General features: G+C 44.4%; 13 protein-coding genes and 1 pseudogene. 6 read left to right on the top strand and 8 right to left on the bottom strand.

The genetic code is table 11. The features are described 5' to 3' along the window. The first annotated feature begins 96 nt into the window (after positions 1-96). Positions 97-837, top strand: coding sequence for a hypothetical protein (locus tag KA717_02305; protein UXE61792.1), 741 nt, complete (start codon positions 97-99; stop codon positions 835-837). 80 nt (positions 838-917) lie between these two features. On the opposite strand, the gene KA717_02310 is transcribed toward KA717_02305, so the two are convergent. The 3 genes and pseudogenes from KA717_02310 to KA717_02320 form a co-directional block, all read right to left on the bottom strand. Further along, positions 918-4973 carry a PAS domain S-box protein gene (locus KA717_02310; GenBank protein UXE61793.1) on the bottom strand — a complete coding sequence of 1352 codons (4056 nt, stop codon included), beginning with the start codon at positions 4971-4973 and terminating at the stop codon, positions 918-920. A gap of 136 nt (positions 4974-5109) precedes the next feature. Beyond that, positions 5110-5847 carry an ABC transporter ATP-binding protein gene (locus tag KA717_02315; protein UXE61794.1) on the bottom strand — a complete coding sequence of 246 codons (738 nt, stop codon included), beginning with the start codon at positions 5845-5847 and terminating at the stop codon, positions 5110-5112. Positions 5848-6142: 295 nt separating this feature from the next. Continuing rightward, positions 6143-6658, bottom strand: a pseudogene (locus KA717_02320) (IS630 family transposase). A gap of 170 nt (positions 6659-6828) precedes the next feature. On the opposite strand from KA717_02320, the gene KA717_02325 reads away from it, so the two are divergent. The 3 genes from KA717_02325 to KA717_02335 are packed head-to-tail and all read left to right on the top strand — an operon-like array spanning position 6829 to position 9888. Next, entirely contained in the window at positions 6829-7956 is a 1128-nt protein-coding gene (locus KA717_02325; GenBank protein ID UXE61795.1) for an ISAs1 family transposase, read from the top strand. Positions 7957-7989: 33 nt separating this feature from the next. Continuing rightward, complete coding sequence (locus KA717_02330; protein UXE61796.1) at positions 7990-8586, top strand: hypothetical protein; 597 nt, start codon at positions 7990-7992, stop codon at positions 8584-8586. Between the two features lie 57 nt (positions 8587-8643). Then, positions 8644-9888 (top strand): VWA domain-containing protein, encoded by a 1245-nt coding sequence (locus KA717_02335; protein UXE61797.1) that lies wholly within the window; start codon positions 8644-8646, stop codon positions 9886-9888. A 6-nt stretch (positions 9889-9894) separates the two neighbouring features. On the opposite strand, the gene KA717_02340 is transcribed toward KA717_02335, so the two are convergent. Both KA717_02340 and thrC read right to left on the bottom strand, forming a co-directional pair. Continuing rightward, on the bottom strand, positions 9895-10374 hold the full coding sequence (locus KA717_02340) for a hypothetical protein (GenBank protein ID UXE61798.1): 480 nt from the start codon (positions 10372-10374) through the stop codon (positions 9895-9897). Positions 10375-10433: 59 nt separating this feature from the next. Beyond that, on the bottom strand, positions 10434-11561 hold the full coding sequence (thrC, locus tag KA717_02345) for a threonine synthase (protein UXE61799.1): 1128 nt from the start codon (positions 11559-11561) through the stop codon (positions 10434-10436). A 200-nt stretch (positions 11562-11761) separates the two neighbouring features. On the opposite strand from thrC, the gene KA717_02350 reads away from it, so the two are divergent. Further along, positions 11762-13117, top strand: a complete 1356-nt coding sequence (locus KA717_02350; GenBank protein ID UXE61800.1) for an ISNCY family transposase — start codon at positions 11762-11764, stop codon at positions 13115-13117. A 146-nt stretch (positions 13118-13263) separates the two neighbouring features. Here the strand turns inward: KA717_02350 and KA717_02355 are convergent, their stop codons facing one another. From KA717_02355 to KA717_02365, 3 genes are all read right to left on the bottom strand, one after another. Further along, positions 13264-13521 carry a hypothetical protein gene (locus KA717_02355; GenBank protein UXE61801.1) on the bottom strand — a complete coding sequence of 86 codons (258 nt, stop codon included), beginning with the start codon at positions 13519-13521 and terminating at the stop codon, positions 13264-13266. A gap of 52 nt (positions 13522-13573) precedes the next feature. After that, the gene (locus KA717_02360) at positions 13574-13738 is read right to left on the bottom strand and encodes a BrnT family toxin (protein ID UXE64530.1); all 165 of its coding nucleotides are present in this window, start codon (positions 13736-13738) and stop codon (positions 13574-13576) included. A gap of 156 nt (positions 13739-13894) precedes the next feature. Then, positions 13895-15523, bottom strand: coding sequence for an ABC transporter ATP-binding protein (locus tag KA717_02365; protein UXE61802.1), 1629 nt, complete (start codon positions 15521-15523; stop codon positions 13895-13897). A 100-nt stretch (positions 15524-15623) separates the two neighbouring features. On the opposite strand from KA717_02365, the gene KA717_02370 reads away from it, so the two are divergent. Then, positions 15624-16415 (top strand): MBL fold metallo-hydrolase, encoded by a 792-nt coding sequence (locus KA717_02370; protein UXE61803.1) that lies wholly within the window; start codon positions 15624-15626, stop codon positions 16413-16415. Positions 16416-16420: the final 5 nt, after the last annotated feature.

A 16420-nucleotide genomic window follows, 5' to 3' on the forward strand; every position in this document is an offset into this window, starting at 1 on the left:
TTGAGGTGCGAAGTTGTTTGACTTAACACCCTGACTTCAGGCATAAATTCATACTTCCCGCGAATCCTAAAAAATTTCCCTGCGAATCCTAAAAAAATGAAAATTAAATCTTTTGCGATGACTGGAATGCTTACCGTCATCTGCTTTGCTCCGTTCGTCTTATCCCAAAAAGCAGTTGCCGAAATTGCTAATGTTGGAACATCAAAAACCTTCAGTTGCTCGGATAGTGAATCGACCATTCGAGATGTTAAACAAGTTTTAGGTATTACTATTGGCAGTGCTAGTTTTTACATTGGCTATCAACAAGTTTCTTCTGCCAATAAAAATCCCATTCTGATTCATTTTGATAGTGGTGTAAAACAGTGGTGTCGTACTGACTATGAAACCACTGGTGATGATGGTACTGGCTATGGATTAGTTTGGGATGGAAGCTCCAATCTTTATGGTGTATTCTCCGCCACAGGCACTCAAACCGGTAATAATTTCAGTCGTTTTGCAACGAATGGCTGGGTAAATAGCTATGGTGCTGGTAATGGCCCAAAAGTGGGGATTTTAGCGAAAATAGATCCCTTGGATGGAGATATTACTAACGCGACCTTTATTATTGCCAAAAAGAATAATGGTACTACTAATTCCCTGGTCATTACAGGCTTAAGTTTGCCGAGTGGAGGGATTAAAATGACTGCTGACTCTTGGTTTAGTCCGCTTCGCTATGACAAATCTAAAATGACCTGTACAGGAACATCGCCTTTTAAATACAATGCCACCTTGAGTGCTGATTTAAGCACTGCCTCAGTCGCCTCTGTGACGGCCACTCCTTCTGGTAGCTGTTATTAGTTTTGTCCGTTGATCTGGTGGGATCGGCTTGGCGGTTTGGCCCCGGTTGATCCCCTTGATCAGAGCAAAGCTTTATTCGGTCAAATTGGAATACGAATCGTAAAACGGCTTCCTTGGCCGAGTTGACTATCCAAAGCAATACTGCCGCCGTGTAAATCCACACATTTTTTCACAATGGTCAGCCCTAATCCCGTCCCCTGAATCGTACCTACATTATGGGCGCGGTGGAATGAGGTAAATAATCTTTCGAGATCTTCGGGGGGGATTCCCATGCCCTGGTCTTGAATGTCAAAGATCACGGCATCGGACAGACGGCTGAGGATAAACTTAATTGGGCCACCTTGGGGAGAATACTTGATGGCATTACTGAGAAGATTGGTGAGGATCTGTCGAATCAGTTTCGGGTCAAAGGCAATTAACCAATCGCTGTCCAGTTCGATGTTAGAGGGGTTATTAATACTTGGGTCAGTGGTTAGGACAATGGAATGATCATTACTACTCAATTGCAGTTCTTCTACGAGCTTGGTGCAGAAAGTCTTTAAATTTTGAACTTCGGGATTAAAGGGCAGTTTTTCTGCTTCCGCCCGACTGACCATGAGCACATCATCCAGTAATTCTGTCATGTGTTTGACACTGGTTTGAATGCGGTGGAGATGCTGGGCTTTTTTCTCTTCTGTCAGACGCTGATGATAGAGTTCTAAAATGCCGGTGGAGGAGGAAATAATCGCTAGAGGTGTACGAAATTCATGGGAAGCCATGGAAATAAAGCGCGATCGCAGTTCACTCAGTTCTCTTTCCTGTTCTAGGGAGGAGAGCATCTTGTTTTCTGCCTGCTTAATATCGGTAATATCCCGCATAATGGCGACTAAATCTTGATTTTTCCCCGTGCGACTATCCTGGATAGCAAAGGCCGTGACTAGTACTGGAATCGCTTGTTGACTGACAAAATGGCGCAGCCTCAGTTCACCTTCCCAATGCCCCACTTGCAAAATCTGGGCAATGACTTCGTTTTCAAGAAAGGGGAGGTCAGCTTCAAAATGGAACTCTTGAATGGTCATTTCCCTAGCCCGTTCTAGGTTTGGTAGTCCCACCAATTCCAGCCCAGCCTGATTGAGAAAGAGAAGCTGGTGTTCTGAGTTAGCGATCGCGATAAATTCTGAGCTTTTCTTAACGACCCGATCGAGTTGTTGCCGTTCCCGCAATTCGATTTGCAGTTGTTCATAGAGTTGAGATTGTTGAATAGCAATGGTCAACTGATTACTTAATTGCCGTAGTAAATGGATCTCCCTTTCCTCCCATTGGCGGGGGCCGGAACATTGATGAGCAATTAATAAACCCCAGAGACTATCTGGTTGAACGATGGGAACCACTAATTTGGCCCTAACCTGAATTTCGGCTAAAAAATCGACTAAACATTCCCGCATTACTCCGGTTTCTGGGGGCTGATTGCGATCATTGAGGACAAAAGTCCTGCCCTCAAAGTAGGATTCATAGCATTCTTCGGGAAAAACTTCTTCGGGAAAGGTAATACTCAAGACCTTTATCCATTTACTACCAACGGATTCGGCGATCGCAGCTCCTGTGCCGTTGGGATAAACTTGATAAATTAAAACCCGATCACAGCGTAAAATTCGACGAATTTCAACGACGGTTGTATTAAGAATTTGCTCCAGTTGCAAAGACTTGCGAATGCGTTGGGTGATATTAGCAATGAGGCGTTCCTGCTCTGTTTGTTGACGACGAATCGCCTCCCCTTGTTTAAGATCATCGATATCTGTACAGGAACCTAGCCAGATTTGACTTTGACTAGACTGATCCCAAGTAGGCAAGGCTTGTACCAGATGCCAACGATAACTGCCATCAGCCCGGCGTAAACGATATTCCGTATGGTAGGGTTGGTTCGTGTGGTTAGCATCCGACCAGAGAGCCATCGCATGGGAACGATCCTGAGGATGGATCAGAGTTTGCCAAGTCTGACCTAGAATTTCTGTTGTGGATAGACCCGTATATTGTTGCGTGCGATCATTACAATCGGTTATCTTGCCATGACTATCCATTAACCAAACCAGGTTAGGCACGGCTTCCATCAGCGTCCGATAGCGTTCTTCACTCTTTCGCAGTTTCTCGGCATCTGCACGACGGAGAGTAATATCACGAATGGCCATCAGATAGCGAGATTCACTATCCCAATTAACCAAAGAGACTTTAACGTCTGCCATCCCTAAACTACCATCACGCCGCACAATTTCCATTTCCCAGTTTTCTTCAATAGATATCGGAATACCAATGGAAAAGTGAAGCAAATCCTTAACTGGAAGATTAAACATATTACCGGCCATTGGATTGGCAAATAGGACTAATCCCTGTTGATCAAGAATAATAATGCCATCAGAAATATTACTAACAATGGTGTTGAGATGCTTTTCACTAAATTGCAACGCTAGTTCAACAGTTTTGCGATCGCTGATATCAATAATAGAACCAATAATTTCCGAGGGTTCCCCCTGCTCGTTACGAATTAAGCGTTGTTCATCCCGTACCCAAAGGTAGTGACCCTGTTTATGCAAAAAACGATATTCACAAATTGCCCGTTCCTGTTGGAGTAGTTGAGAATAGCTAAGACGAAATTGGGGCAGATCATCAAGATGAACCCGTTTCAGCCAAAATTCATACTCGCTAAACAAGTCCCTCGGCAGATAACCCAGGATCTGAGCAACATTTTTACTGACATAGATACTATCCAATTGGGGATTGGCGTGACAGGTATAGATAACAACCGGACTAGACTCTAATAAAAAACGCAGCCTTTCTTCCGTTAACTGTAAAACTTCTTCGATCTGTTTCAGATCATGAATATCCAGGGCTAATCCGATACACTTAAGGACATTACCTTGCTCATCCCGTTCAAAGATGGTTTCCCGCATTAAAAACCATTTGTAATAGCCTTGTTTACTTTTGAGGCGTAATTGACTGCTCCAAATTTCACCATCTCGACGGTGGGCGATCGCTAACCATTGTTGAAAATCAGCTTGACGGTCATCGGGATGAACTAAGGCCGTAATAAAATTGGAACCCAGTTCCCCAATTTCAATATCCGAATAATCCAATAAATTGAGGGCGCGATGGTTATAGTAAATAATTTGATTGGTTTGATAATTAACCAGATAGGTAATGCCTGGAACATTATTGGCAATTCCCTCCAATAATTTTTGACTTTGATCTTGGGTTTGTTGGTAACTTTGCAGCAAAGCCGTCTTGCCTGCGGACATTTGTTCTATTTTTTTACCTAAACGCTCCACCGATCGTAGTAAATAAGGGGGAGTTAGCACTGTTAACAAATCAGCCGGGGCGATCGCACCAAGTATTTCGCCTTGTTTGCTAACCACAATGCCTGGCTCTAGGGGGTGTTGCCGTAATATTTGCTGAACATCTCCCAGGGAATAATGAGAGGGCAATCGAAAAGTGACGGGACGGACAGCCTCACCCAAATGGCAATCCAGAAGATTAGAATTATTTTTAAGATCCTGAAGCAGAGAGGAAAAAGTCAGCCAGCCCCCTGGACAGGAGCTTTTTGGCTCTAGGGTGATCACCACATTCACGACTTGCGTCAACATCCCCTGGATAACCTGCCTCAAAGAAGTGGTCGGCACGATCACCAATGGCTCCTTTTTCATCACCTCTGTTACCAACAAATCCTGAAAAAGATGGGGAGCTTCTAGGGCTAATCCCAAGGCATCTTGATTCAGTAACCCCCACTCCGATGTTTCTTCTTTTTTGATTAGTAAATATCCTTCCTCAACTTGACGAAATTGCTCTAATAGGGTCAGAATATTATCCAATTCTTGTATTTTTAAGGGCAATGGACAGGGACGCATCAGCAATCGCACCTTTTGAGAGAGTCCTTGCTGCTCAGAATGAATACCCGTAATGGCCGCCATCAGCGATCGCTCTGTTAATAAGCCCAGGGGATGCTCTGCGGTTCCAACCAGGCAACAAAATTGGGCTGCCACAGCAGGTTTCCTTGCCTCTCGCCAAATATTAACTGCCGTTTCTAAAGAATCTTCAGGCGAGATAAAAAGCGGATGCCAATCAATCGCAGCGACAATCTGAGTATTTACGCTGTCCATTAGGCTCATGGAAATTACAAGTTAAGACTGGTTTAAGTAGTATAGAGAAACGTTGAGACGTTCTAGGGATGTTGGGTTGATCTCACTATTGTCATTATATTCAGTGAGTCCATACTCTGAAAGGAAAGTGCCAAACTTTCTGCTTTTAGCCTAGGTAGGCTTGGCGCACTCTTTCATTGTTGAGTAATGCCTTCGAGGTTCCTTTTAAAACCAACTTACCAGCCTCTAGTACATAACCCCGTGAGGCACTCTGTAGGGCTAGATTCGCATTTTGTTCAACTAATAAAATGGTCACGCCGGACTCATTCAGTTGAGTAATCACCTTGAAGATTTCTCGTACAATTTGGGGGGCCAGGCCTAAGCTGGGTTCGTCTAACAATAGAAGGTGGGGCCGACTCATCACTGCCCTGGCGATCGCTAACATTTGTTGTTCTCCACCACTGAGGGTTCCGGCTAATTGTTGCCGACGTTCTGCTAATCGGGGAAAAATCAGTAATTGCTGTTCTAAATCGGCTTTAATACCGAGGCGATCGCGGCGAGAATAGGCTCCTAACAATAAATTATCTAAAACACTTTGTCTAGCCAACACTCTCCGACCTTCAGGACTATGGGCAATCCCCAATTTAACCACCTGATCGGGACGAAGCGGGGTAATTTCCTGGCCCTGATAGTGAATTTGGCCCTGTTTAGGCTTAATCAGACGGGAAATACTTTTCAGAATGGTACTTTTTCCGGCTCCATTGGCTCCAATTAACGTGACAATTTCTCCCGCATAAACCGTTAGATCAATATTGACCAGAGCTTGAATCGCACCGTAGTTAACATCTAGATTTTTAATTGCCAACAAGGGTGTGGGTTCCTGTTTAGCAGTTTGCTCGTTCATAGCTATATTCATCTTTAAGGTTAATTAACGGCTAATTAGGGTCTGCTGAAAAAGTCCACAAAACAAACCTAGATGCCACAGGAGGCGAAAAATGGTGACTTCAGAGAGTTGTTTCCAATTTCAACCCCCAGTTTTCCAACGACGTGCATGGGCTTTGAGCCTCCAAAGGCTATAACCTTGCACCTGATCGTTTTTAAAATGCTTGAAAGCATTATCCGGCAAGGGTTCTATACTTATTCAGCAAGCCCTAATTAGGGGCTGCTGAATAAGTCCACAAAACGAACCTAGTAGTCAGTCAAGGTAGAACTGATGGATAAAGCCGCTTGAGTTTGATGCGAGCATCATCAGTGGTAAATTGCCAATCAATGGTACGCAATTGTTCATTTCGGTGTTTTTCCCAAGCAGCAATTTCATTGTTGAGAGTTTCCTTGTCAGGAATACGACGGGCTAAACATTGACGAGATAAAACGCTCAACTCAATCTCAGCCATGTTGAGCCAACTACCATGCTTAGGGGTGTAATGAATATCCAGTTTGTCAAGGATACGCTTGGCTTCTTGGGGTTCAAAGGTCTCATATAAGGCATAGGGAACATGGGTATTCAGGTTGTCGTGAATAAGTGTTATCTTTTCGGCTTCTGGATGATAAATATCGACCAGAGATTTCAGTTGATGAGCATAATCTTTTTTAGTACGACGTTCGGTTACTTCTACGTGTCGCCATCCAGCTAGGGGTTCAGAAAACATAAACAAATTGCTCACCCCATTCCGTTCATATTCGTAGTCATACCTTTCTACCTGTCCTGGTTCGGCAACTAAGCAGCAATTCCAAATTCAAACAGTAGTGTAGGATACAGAAGTGATTTTGCTTCTGTCTTTCACAATAGAGCAGGGCGAACGCATCTAAAAATGATACAGATACAAGAACATTATAGAGGGATGGATAAGGGAAAATAAGGGAAAGTGCATAGAAAACAAAAGCGATGAAACTCCGACCCAAATATAGACTGGTAGAACACTTTGCCGAAATAGATGACCCTCGCATCGAACGAACAAAACGGCATAAACTCATTGATATTCTAACGATTGCCATCTTAGCCGTCATTTGTGGAGCAGAAGGTTGGGTAGCCATGGAAAGTTTCGGCAAGGCTAAACATCAATGGCTAAAAAAAATTTTGGAATTGCCGAATGGCATCCCCTCCGACGATACGTTTGCGCGTGTATTTGCTAGTCTGAATCCAGAGCAATTTCAAGACTGTTTTCTGCATTGGGTCAAAAGTATAGCGGAGGTAAGTGAAGGAGAAGTGATAGCGATTGACGGCAAAACCCTTCGCCACTCCTATGACAATGCCAACGGAAAGGGCGCAATTCAGATGGTAAGTGCATGGGCAACAGCAAATCGTCTAGTACTAGGACAGTGCAAGGTGGAAAGCAAATCGAATGAAATCACGGCGATTCCTAAACTCCTGAAAATGCTAGAGGTCAAAGGTTGTATCGTAACGATTGATGCCATGGGAACTCAGACAAAGATTGCCCAACAGATAGTAGGGCGAGGGGGAGATTATGTTTTGGCATTGAAAGGCAATCAAGGTAATCTATGTGAGGATGTTGAACAATTATTTGCTCATGCTCAATCGGTTAATTTTGTGGGAATTAAGCATGATTTTCATCAAACAATAGACAAGGGACATGGACGGATTGAAATTCGCCGTTGCTGGACGATGGAACAAACAGAATTTTTGCTGGGTGCGGAGAAATGGGCAAAGTTGACGAGCATCTGTATGATTCAAGCGGAGAGACGATTGAAAGACAAAACAGAGTATGAGACTCGCTACTATATCAGTAGCCTGCCGAGTAATGCTCAAAAATTATCCCAATCTGTTCGTAGTCATTGGTTGATAGAAAACTCTTTACATTGGGTTCTAGACTTGGCCTTCAACGAGGATGCTTGTCGCATTCGTAAGGATTTTGCTCCTGAGAATTTAGCCGTCTTACGCCATATCGCTCTTAACTTGCTCACAAAGGAAAATACTCTGAAACTTGGTATCAAGAATAAACGGCTACGCGCTGGTTGGGACGAGGACTATCTCCTTAAGGTTTTACTCGGATAAGATGCGTTTGCCCTGCACAATAGAGTGAACGAGTTGACTGTTGACCTAACTTCGGGCAGGAAAGGAGCTAAATTTGGAAAAGGATTTTCGGCTGTTATGGTCGGTCAAAAATGGGCTATCGAGCAATTATCTAAGATTGCTACGGTTCATACTCGCCTTGGTTGGCAAACTTCTAATCTCAGGAAACACCTCGGATTGGAAAAATCTAAAGACAAGGCAGAACAAACCCCAGAAAGTCATGCTAACGATGGAATTACTCTTGCCTGTTTTCGGTTTTTAGATTACCTGCCATTTCACACTTCTAACTATCATGGACACGACTGGAAAGGTTCTGTTGAGGTAACAGATGCTCCTTTTACCATCATCAAACGTCCTCCCATTAGTCGTCGTCAACTTCACCTTATGGTTCCTTCCAAGGGTGGTAAGCGACGCAAATATGGTGGTTCCACTACGCGACACGAATTCCGTAAAGGAGATTTAGTCTCTTCTCACAAGGGAGTAGGTTATGTCAGTGGAGATACCGAAAAACAGCTATCTGTTAGCGATGCCAATTGGAAACAATTAGGACAGATAGCTGTCAGTAAGATCCAATTAATTCGCCGTTCCAATGGCTTAATTGTTTCTCACTAATCCATATAAAGCCGCCCTCCACTTCGTTAAAGGGCGGGGTTTCTACCCATTTTTCTGATGAAAGTTAATGTCAAAGCGGCATTGAGCGATGCCCACCTAGATGCCAGTCAGAGTTCTAGTCAGCGTCAACTGTGCCTTTCCCTATCTGCTCTTCAAGAAGGTTTAGAACATTCTCTGCCCCTCAATCTTTGCCTGGTTTTGGATCACAGTGGCTCAATGAATGGTAAACCCCTCACCACCGTTAAAGAAGCGGCTCTTGGTTTAATCGATAATCTTCAAGCCAGCGATCGCCTATCCGTGATTGCCTTTGACCATAAAGCTAAGGTGATTGTCCCGAATCAGGCCGTTACCGATGGAGCCGCGATCGCCAAAAACATTCAGTCCTTGAAAGCATTAGGAGGAACCGCCATTGATGAAGGCATGAAGCTCGGCATTCAAGAAGCAGGACAAAGTAAACAGGATCGCGTCTCTCAAATCTTTTTACTAACCGATGGTGAGAATGAACATGGCGATAATGAACGTTGTCTAAAATTGGCCCAAGTAGCAGCAGATTACAATATTACGATTAACAGTCTAGGTTTTGGGGCTCACTGGAATCAGGATATTTTAGAAGCGATCGCTGATACCGCTAACGGTAGTCTGTCCTATATTGAACGTCCTGAACAGGCCCTAGAAACCTTTAGTCAACTCTTGAGCCGAATGCAGACTGTAGGCTTAACCAATCCCTATCTGCGCTTAGAATTTGTTCCCCAGGTGCGGTTAGCGGAATTAAAGCCCATTGCCCAGGTGGAACCAGAAACCGTTGAATTAACCGTACAAGCTGAAAGTAATGGCTACGAGGTCAGATTAGGCGATCTGATGACAGAACAGGCGCGAGTGATTTTAGCCAATCTTTACATTAATCAATTACCGCCAGGGGAACAGGTCATCGGCTCTGTCCAAGTTCGCTATGATGATCCCTCCCAAGGGGCAACGGGTCTTTTGTCAGAGAAAATTCCTTTAACAGTAACAGTTCAAACTCTTTACCAAGCCCAACCCAACGATCAGGCCCAGAAAGCGATTCTTACCCTCGCTAAATATCGTCAAACCCAAATTGCCGAAACAAAACTGAAACAAGGCGATCGCGCTGGGGCTGCTACCATGTTACAAACGGCGGCTAAAACAGCCTTGCAATTAGGCGATCAAAGTGGAGCAACAGTCTTACAAACCAATGCTACTCGCTTACAGTCAGGAGAAGAACTGTCCGAGGCAGAACGGAAAAAAACGCGGATGGTAAGCAAAACAACCTTGCAAAGCGACTAAACAAAATCACGAATTTTCAGCCTGGCTAAGACGGGCGATCGTGTCTTTCAGTTCTGCCAGCAAGGCATTAAAACCTTCGACCTGATGGGCATTAAATTTTGTGTCTGACGGCAGTTGCCAATTATCGCCCAGATCTTTGCCGGCTTGTTGCAGAGCATATTCAACGCGGGTTAACCGTTCATTCAGTTGTCCTAGGCTAACGGTGGTTTGAGGAATGCCGTTTTGCTGCAAGTTGGTGAAAGACATTTCTAGTTGGTTAAGGCGACGAGTACTCAAATCCTCAACCACATCCTGACGATCTAGAACTTCCTGAAACACTTTTAGACCCCGTTCCCGATTAATGAGATTTAACCCCAGGGTGAGGATAAGGGGAGAGGTGGCCCACACAATTTGCTGGGTGATCATAGCGGCTATAGTTCCCCCCACAGAAGCAATTAAAGAAAAATATTCAGTAACGGTTAACCAATGGCGAGAGTTGGTAGTCATGGGGGATCAGTTCAGAAGGGTAATTACTAAAACGCTTTTAGTTCAATTAAGTTTCCGCATTAAAATCCCATCGCTTTAGCTACGGCTGCAATTTGGGGTTTAATGCCGGACTTGACTTGATTATCACTATTATGAACAGCACAATCAGGATCTTTCAAGCCATTACCTGTTAGCACACAAACCACTGTCGCACCATCGGGAACCTGTTCTTTGACTTTTAACAGTCCGGCAACGGAGGCGGCACTGGCTGGTTCACAGAAAATCCCTTCCTTACCGGCTAATAAACGGTAAGCATCTAAAATTTCTTCGTCAGTGACCGCCTGGAATTCACCTTGACTGGCTTTAGAGGCTTCCCAGGCTTTTTCCCAATTAGCAGGATTACCAATACGAATGGCCGTGGCTAAGGTTTCGGGATGAGCTACGGGGCTACCAGCAATAAACGGGGCGGCTCCTGCGGCTTGAAATCCCATCATGCGAGGTAGGCGATCGCTTTTTCCCAAGGCTTTATACTGACAAAAGCCCATCCAATAGGCACTGATATTACCGGCATTACCCACGGGAATACAAAGCCAATCGGGGGCATTTCCTAACACGTCCACCACTTCAAACGCGGCTGTTTTTTGTCCCTCTAAACGATAGGGATTAACGGAATTAACCAGAGTAACAGGATATTTTTCTGAGAGTTCCCGCACTGCGCTGAGGGCTTCATCAAAGTTGCCATCAATGGCGATTACTTCTGCTCCATAGATTAAAGCTTGACCTAATTTCCCCAAAGCTACGTAGCCATCGGGAATTAACACAAAAGCTCGCATTCCGGCCCGTCTAGCATAGGCCGCTGCGGCTGCCGAAGTATTGCCCGTACTGGCACAAATGACCGCCTTGGCTCCCGCTTCCTTAGCCTTAGAAATGGCCATGGTCATGCCCCGATCCTTAAAACTGCCGGTGGGATTTAACCCGTCATATTTAGCAAACACTTTAACGCCTCGATCAATCTCAGCCGCGATCGCCGGCACAGGAATGAGGGGAGTGTTGCCTTCTAGAAGGGTGATAACAGGGGTCTGTTCAGTGACGGGTAAAAAGGCTCGATAGGTTTCAATTAAACCGCGCCAACGACAAGCTGAAGTTTGAGGACAGACAAGGTTCCCCGTTTGCACAGAAGATAAATAATTGGCAGTAGAAAGGGTCATAAACTTGGATTGATAGAAGGTTTCAGCAGGTAGTGTGGGACAACGGGTTTAGGAAAACGCAGGATGCCTAATCCACTATTGTACCGATATTCAGGGACTTTAATTTAGACAACTTTTGCTCAGCAGCAATTCCAAATTCAAATGGTATAAATAGAGACAGAAAAACTTTGACCTATAGGAAGTTATGAATAAAGAGAAAAGTGTCTACTGATTTTGCAGAGAGAAAGATGGAAGTAAACGACCTAAGTTTTGACGGAATCGTTCACTGTTTAAACGAGGTCATTGGGAAGATAGATGACCCCCGTTCGGTTAGTAATGCAACGAAATATAGTCTAAGAGAGGCGATACTGGGGGCATTTGCCGCCTTTTTTATGCAAAATGAGTCATTTTTAGAGTACCAACGTCAGCTTAACAGCCGTTGTGGGCGAGATAATGCTCAGAGCTTGTTTGGACTAGAAAAAATACCAACAGTAGAACAGATTCGCAACATTGTGGATGGGGTAGCAGCGAGTAGTCTATTCCCTTTGTTTGGGTTAATTTACCAAGCATTGAGGAGCATGGGATTCTTGAAAGCCTATGAAATATTGAGGGGAAATCTTCTAGTAGCAATGGATGGGACAAATTACTACAGTTCGGAAAAAGTAAATTGTCCATGCTGTTCAACCAAAACGTCAAAACAGGGAAAAGTCACCTACTTCCATCAGGCATTATTGCCCGTGATTGTTTCCCCAGACCATGAATCAGTTTTTTCCTTACCCCCTGAATTTATTACCCCTCAAGACGGGTCTGAAAAGCAAGATTGCGAGCAAAATGCGGCGAAACGTTGGATAAGTAACCATGCTAGTTTGTTTGCGGGACAGAAGATAACTCTGCTAGGGGATGACTTGTACAGTCGTCAGCCCACTTGTCAGCACTGTCTCGACCACGATTTCAACTTTATCTTCGTCTGTTTACCGACTTCTCATCCCACACTCTATGAATGGTTAAACTATTTAGAAGCTAATGGAGAAGTCAAAACCACTCAACACCGACGTTGGAATGGGAAGTATTTCGAGATTTGGCACTGCCGTTATCTCAATCAGATTCCCCTGCGAGACCAACAGCCTGCTTTGTTGGTTAACTGGTGTGAGCTAAAAATCCACCGCGAATCCGATGCTCAACTTCTTTATCACAATAGTTGGATTACCAATCATTTTCTCACCCCTCACATCGTTCTTGATGTCTGTCGTGCTGGACGGACTCGTTGGCGTACTGAGAACGAGAATCACAATATTCTCAAAAATCGAGGCTATCACTTAGAGCATAATTTTGGGCATGGTAAACAACACCTCGCCTCTGTTTTGCTTACCCTGAATTTGCTGGCTTTTCTCTTGCACACGGTTTTAGGTTTGGTTGATGAACGTTACCAGAGAATTCGCGTCCAACGCGGCACTCGTAAGGGATTCTTTCAAGATATTCTCTCTTTGACCAAATATCTGTTCTTTGAAAGCTGGCATCATCTTTTAGATTTTATGCTTGATGACTCAGTTTCTCTCGCTGTCTCGAATTCTTCCTAGTTGATTAATTGGCAATTTTCATAGCAAAACCCTTGCCAGTAAATACATCGAGCCTTTTGTATCTTTGACTACATTCTGAATTTGGAATTGCTGTTTGCTCAGAGAGGAGCCACTGTTAAAGGAGTATGGGTGACAAGTAAACAGAGCTAAAGATTAACTTGGTGGGCTTCCGCGTAAATTTTTAAGGCCGCTGCCATTTTCTTTTCACAGTCTGCTCCTTGGGATTGAAACCAGGCAAAAGTATTCGCATCGACAGGGACAAGCACATTGAGCAGTTCTACCGGTTGCCACCAGCGAGATTGACTGAAAAATTCTTCTGTTAAGGGAGCAATATCTGAAGTATCAATGTCCTCCTCAGTCAAGGAATCAAGTTTCTCCCAATTCGTTTTTGAGGTATTGTTCATAGCGTTTGCGTTCATAAGGTAGAGCTTTACGAAGGGAAATTATGCGAATAACCTAAGGTTTGGGTTCTGAAAAAACGATCACAACTACTCGACCGTCCATAAGTCCAAGCCCAAGCCAGCGATCTTCGCCATAGTTTTGTTTGGTATCAAGGGAAATCCGCAGGGGAAATCGAAAGACTTTCGGCGCGTCTGCAAAGTCAAGGTTGTGCTTTTCAATATTGGCTAAATTTTTCTGCTCATCTCATTCAAATTTCATGATTTCATTTTACTCGTTTTAGAATGATCCTTGGCAGTTAAAAATACCAAGAAGAATCAGTTTTGGAGGCAAAGGGCAGGGAAGTTACAACGAGTTAAATTCTGTGTTTTTGTATGCTTAGGCAACTTTTGCTAAAAGAGGAGCCGCCTTTAACAGTTTCTGCGTGTATTCATTTTGCGGATGGGTAAAAATCGACTCAGTTTCCCCTATTTCCACAATCTGTCCTCGATTCATCACTGCAATGCGATCGCATAAAAAGCGAGCGACCCAAAGATCGTGGGTAATGAAGAGATAGGTCAAATTGAAAGCGGATTTGAGTTCTAACATCAGGTCAAGCACTTGACTTTGCACACTGGCATCCAACATACTAACTGGTTCATCACAGATAATCAATTTAGGTTTAGTAATTAATGCCCTGGCGATCGCCACTCGTTGTTGTTGGCCCCCCGATAGATCCCTGGGATAACGATGATAATACTCTTCCACAGGGGTTAATCGTACTCGTTCTAACATGGCCTTAACCTCTTGTTCAGCCTCGTCAGGGGTCGCCAATTGATGAATAAAAAGGGGATCGGCGATCGCTTGGCCCACAGTCATCATCGGATTGAGACAGGCATGGGGATCTTGGAAAATCATTTGAATTTGCCGACGTTTTTGGCGCATTTGGGCTTCTGAAAGTTGGGTTAGATCTTCACCATCAAAGATGACTGAGCCAGAGGTCGGTTTAAGTAATTGTAAAATGGTACGTGAAAGGGTGCTTTTACCGCAGCCCGATTCTCCGACCAGTCCTAGGGTTTCGCCAGGATAAAGATTAAAATTAATGTCATCAACGGCTTTAATTAGTTTTTTTTCTTGAGTGAAAAATTGCTGGATTAGATTGCCTTCTAAACTAAAATATTGCTTTAGTTGGCTGACTTGCAAGAGGGGTTCGGGTAACGGTTCTAATGCTTCTGCCGGAGTGCCAATCTCATGAATATGGAGAGCCGCTTCTAACAGAGATTGGGTATAGGGGTGATTCGGTTGATACAAAATCTGGTTAATTTCCCCCATTTCCACAATTTCGCCGCCATTCATCACCGCCAGGCGATCGCAGTATTCCCCCACCATTGCTAAATCATGGGAAATCAACAGCAAACCCATCTGATCTTCGGCACATAAACGGGTTAATTCCTGCAAAATTTCCGCCGCGACGGTGACATCTAAACTGGTTGTTGGTTCATCTGCCACAATCATTTTCGGTTTTAATAACAAAGCCAGAGCCATAGCAACCCGTTGTCGCATACCGCCACTAAATTCGTGAGGATATTGGCCCCAACGATCCGCCGTAATTTTGACCCGTCCCAAGGTTTCCAAGGCGATCGCCTTCGCCTGGGTACGAGATAACTGGGGTTGATGGGACTGTAGGGTTTCTAAACAGTGATCACCGATGGTCATCAAAGGATCTAGGCGTGTCATGGGATCTTGAAACACTAAGGCCACCACTTCCCCCCGAAATTGCCGTAAGGCCGTTGTTTCTAAATCAAAAACCGATTTCCCCTCAAAATAAATGGCCCCTTGATGATGGGAAGACTCTGGTAACAAACGCATGACCGTTCTTCCTAAGGTGGATTTACCACAGCCGGATTCCCCCACCAATCCTAACTTTTCGCCTCGATTGAGGGTAAAGGACACTTCCTTAATTGCCCAATTTTCACTGTGGGGATAGGCAACCGACAGGTTTTCAACGGCAAAAAGGGGTGAGTTCATTGGTTTTGTTTCCTCGGTCTTAGGGCGATCGTTTCAATAACTACCCTGTATTATCGTAGAATTGGGAAGAATTTAAGAAGAATCCACTGCTAAATAACCCATGCAACGCCGACAACTGATTCGCTATACGGGAGCCACTGCCCTTGCCACGTTAGGAACGCTGGGAATGGCTGCCTTTCGTCCCAGTCAAGCCCAGTCAACAAGCGGTTCTTTGTTAGTGGAATGGTTGGGACACAGTGCCTTTCTGTTTACAGGCGGCGGAACTCGAATTTTAGTTAATCCCTTTCGGGCGATCGGCTGCACGGCAGGTTATCGCTTACCCAAGGTCAAAGCAGATCTCGTTTTAATTAGCTCTCAACTCTGGGATGAAGGTGCGGCGGAGAATTTGCCAGGTAATCCCAAAATTCTATTTGAGTCAGGGGTTTATGAAATTAATGGCTTTAAAATTCAGGGTGTGGGGATGCCCCATGATCGAGTTGGCGGTAATCGTTTTGGTAATAATGTGGCTTGGCGTTGGACTCAGGGCGGCATTCGGGTAGCCCATCTTGGCGGAGCCGCTTCTCCCATTACCGATGAACAAAAGATTTTATTGGGAAGCCCTGATGTGGCCATGATTCCCGTTGGCGGTGGCCCCAAAAACTATACCCCTGAAGAAGCAAAGGCCGCCATGTTAGTCCTAAATCCGAGGGTAATGATTCCCACTCAGTATGCCACCGTCGCCTCAGATAAGAGCAAATGCGATTTGCAACCGGTGACGAGTTTTTTGGATTTGGTTAAGGGAATGAATATGACCTATGTCGCCGGTAATCAATTGCTATTAAAACGAAGTGATTTACCCAAAGAGGGAACTTTAATTCGGGTCTTTAATGAGCGCAGTGTTTTGAAAGCTTAAGTTTA

This window comes from Woronichinia naegeliana WA131, from assembly GCA_025370055.1.
Lineage (GTDB): Bacteria > Cyanobacteriota > Cyanobacteriia > Cyanobacteriales > Microcystaceae > Woronichinia > Woronichinia naegeliana.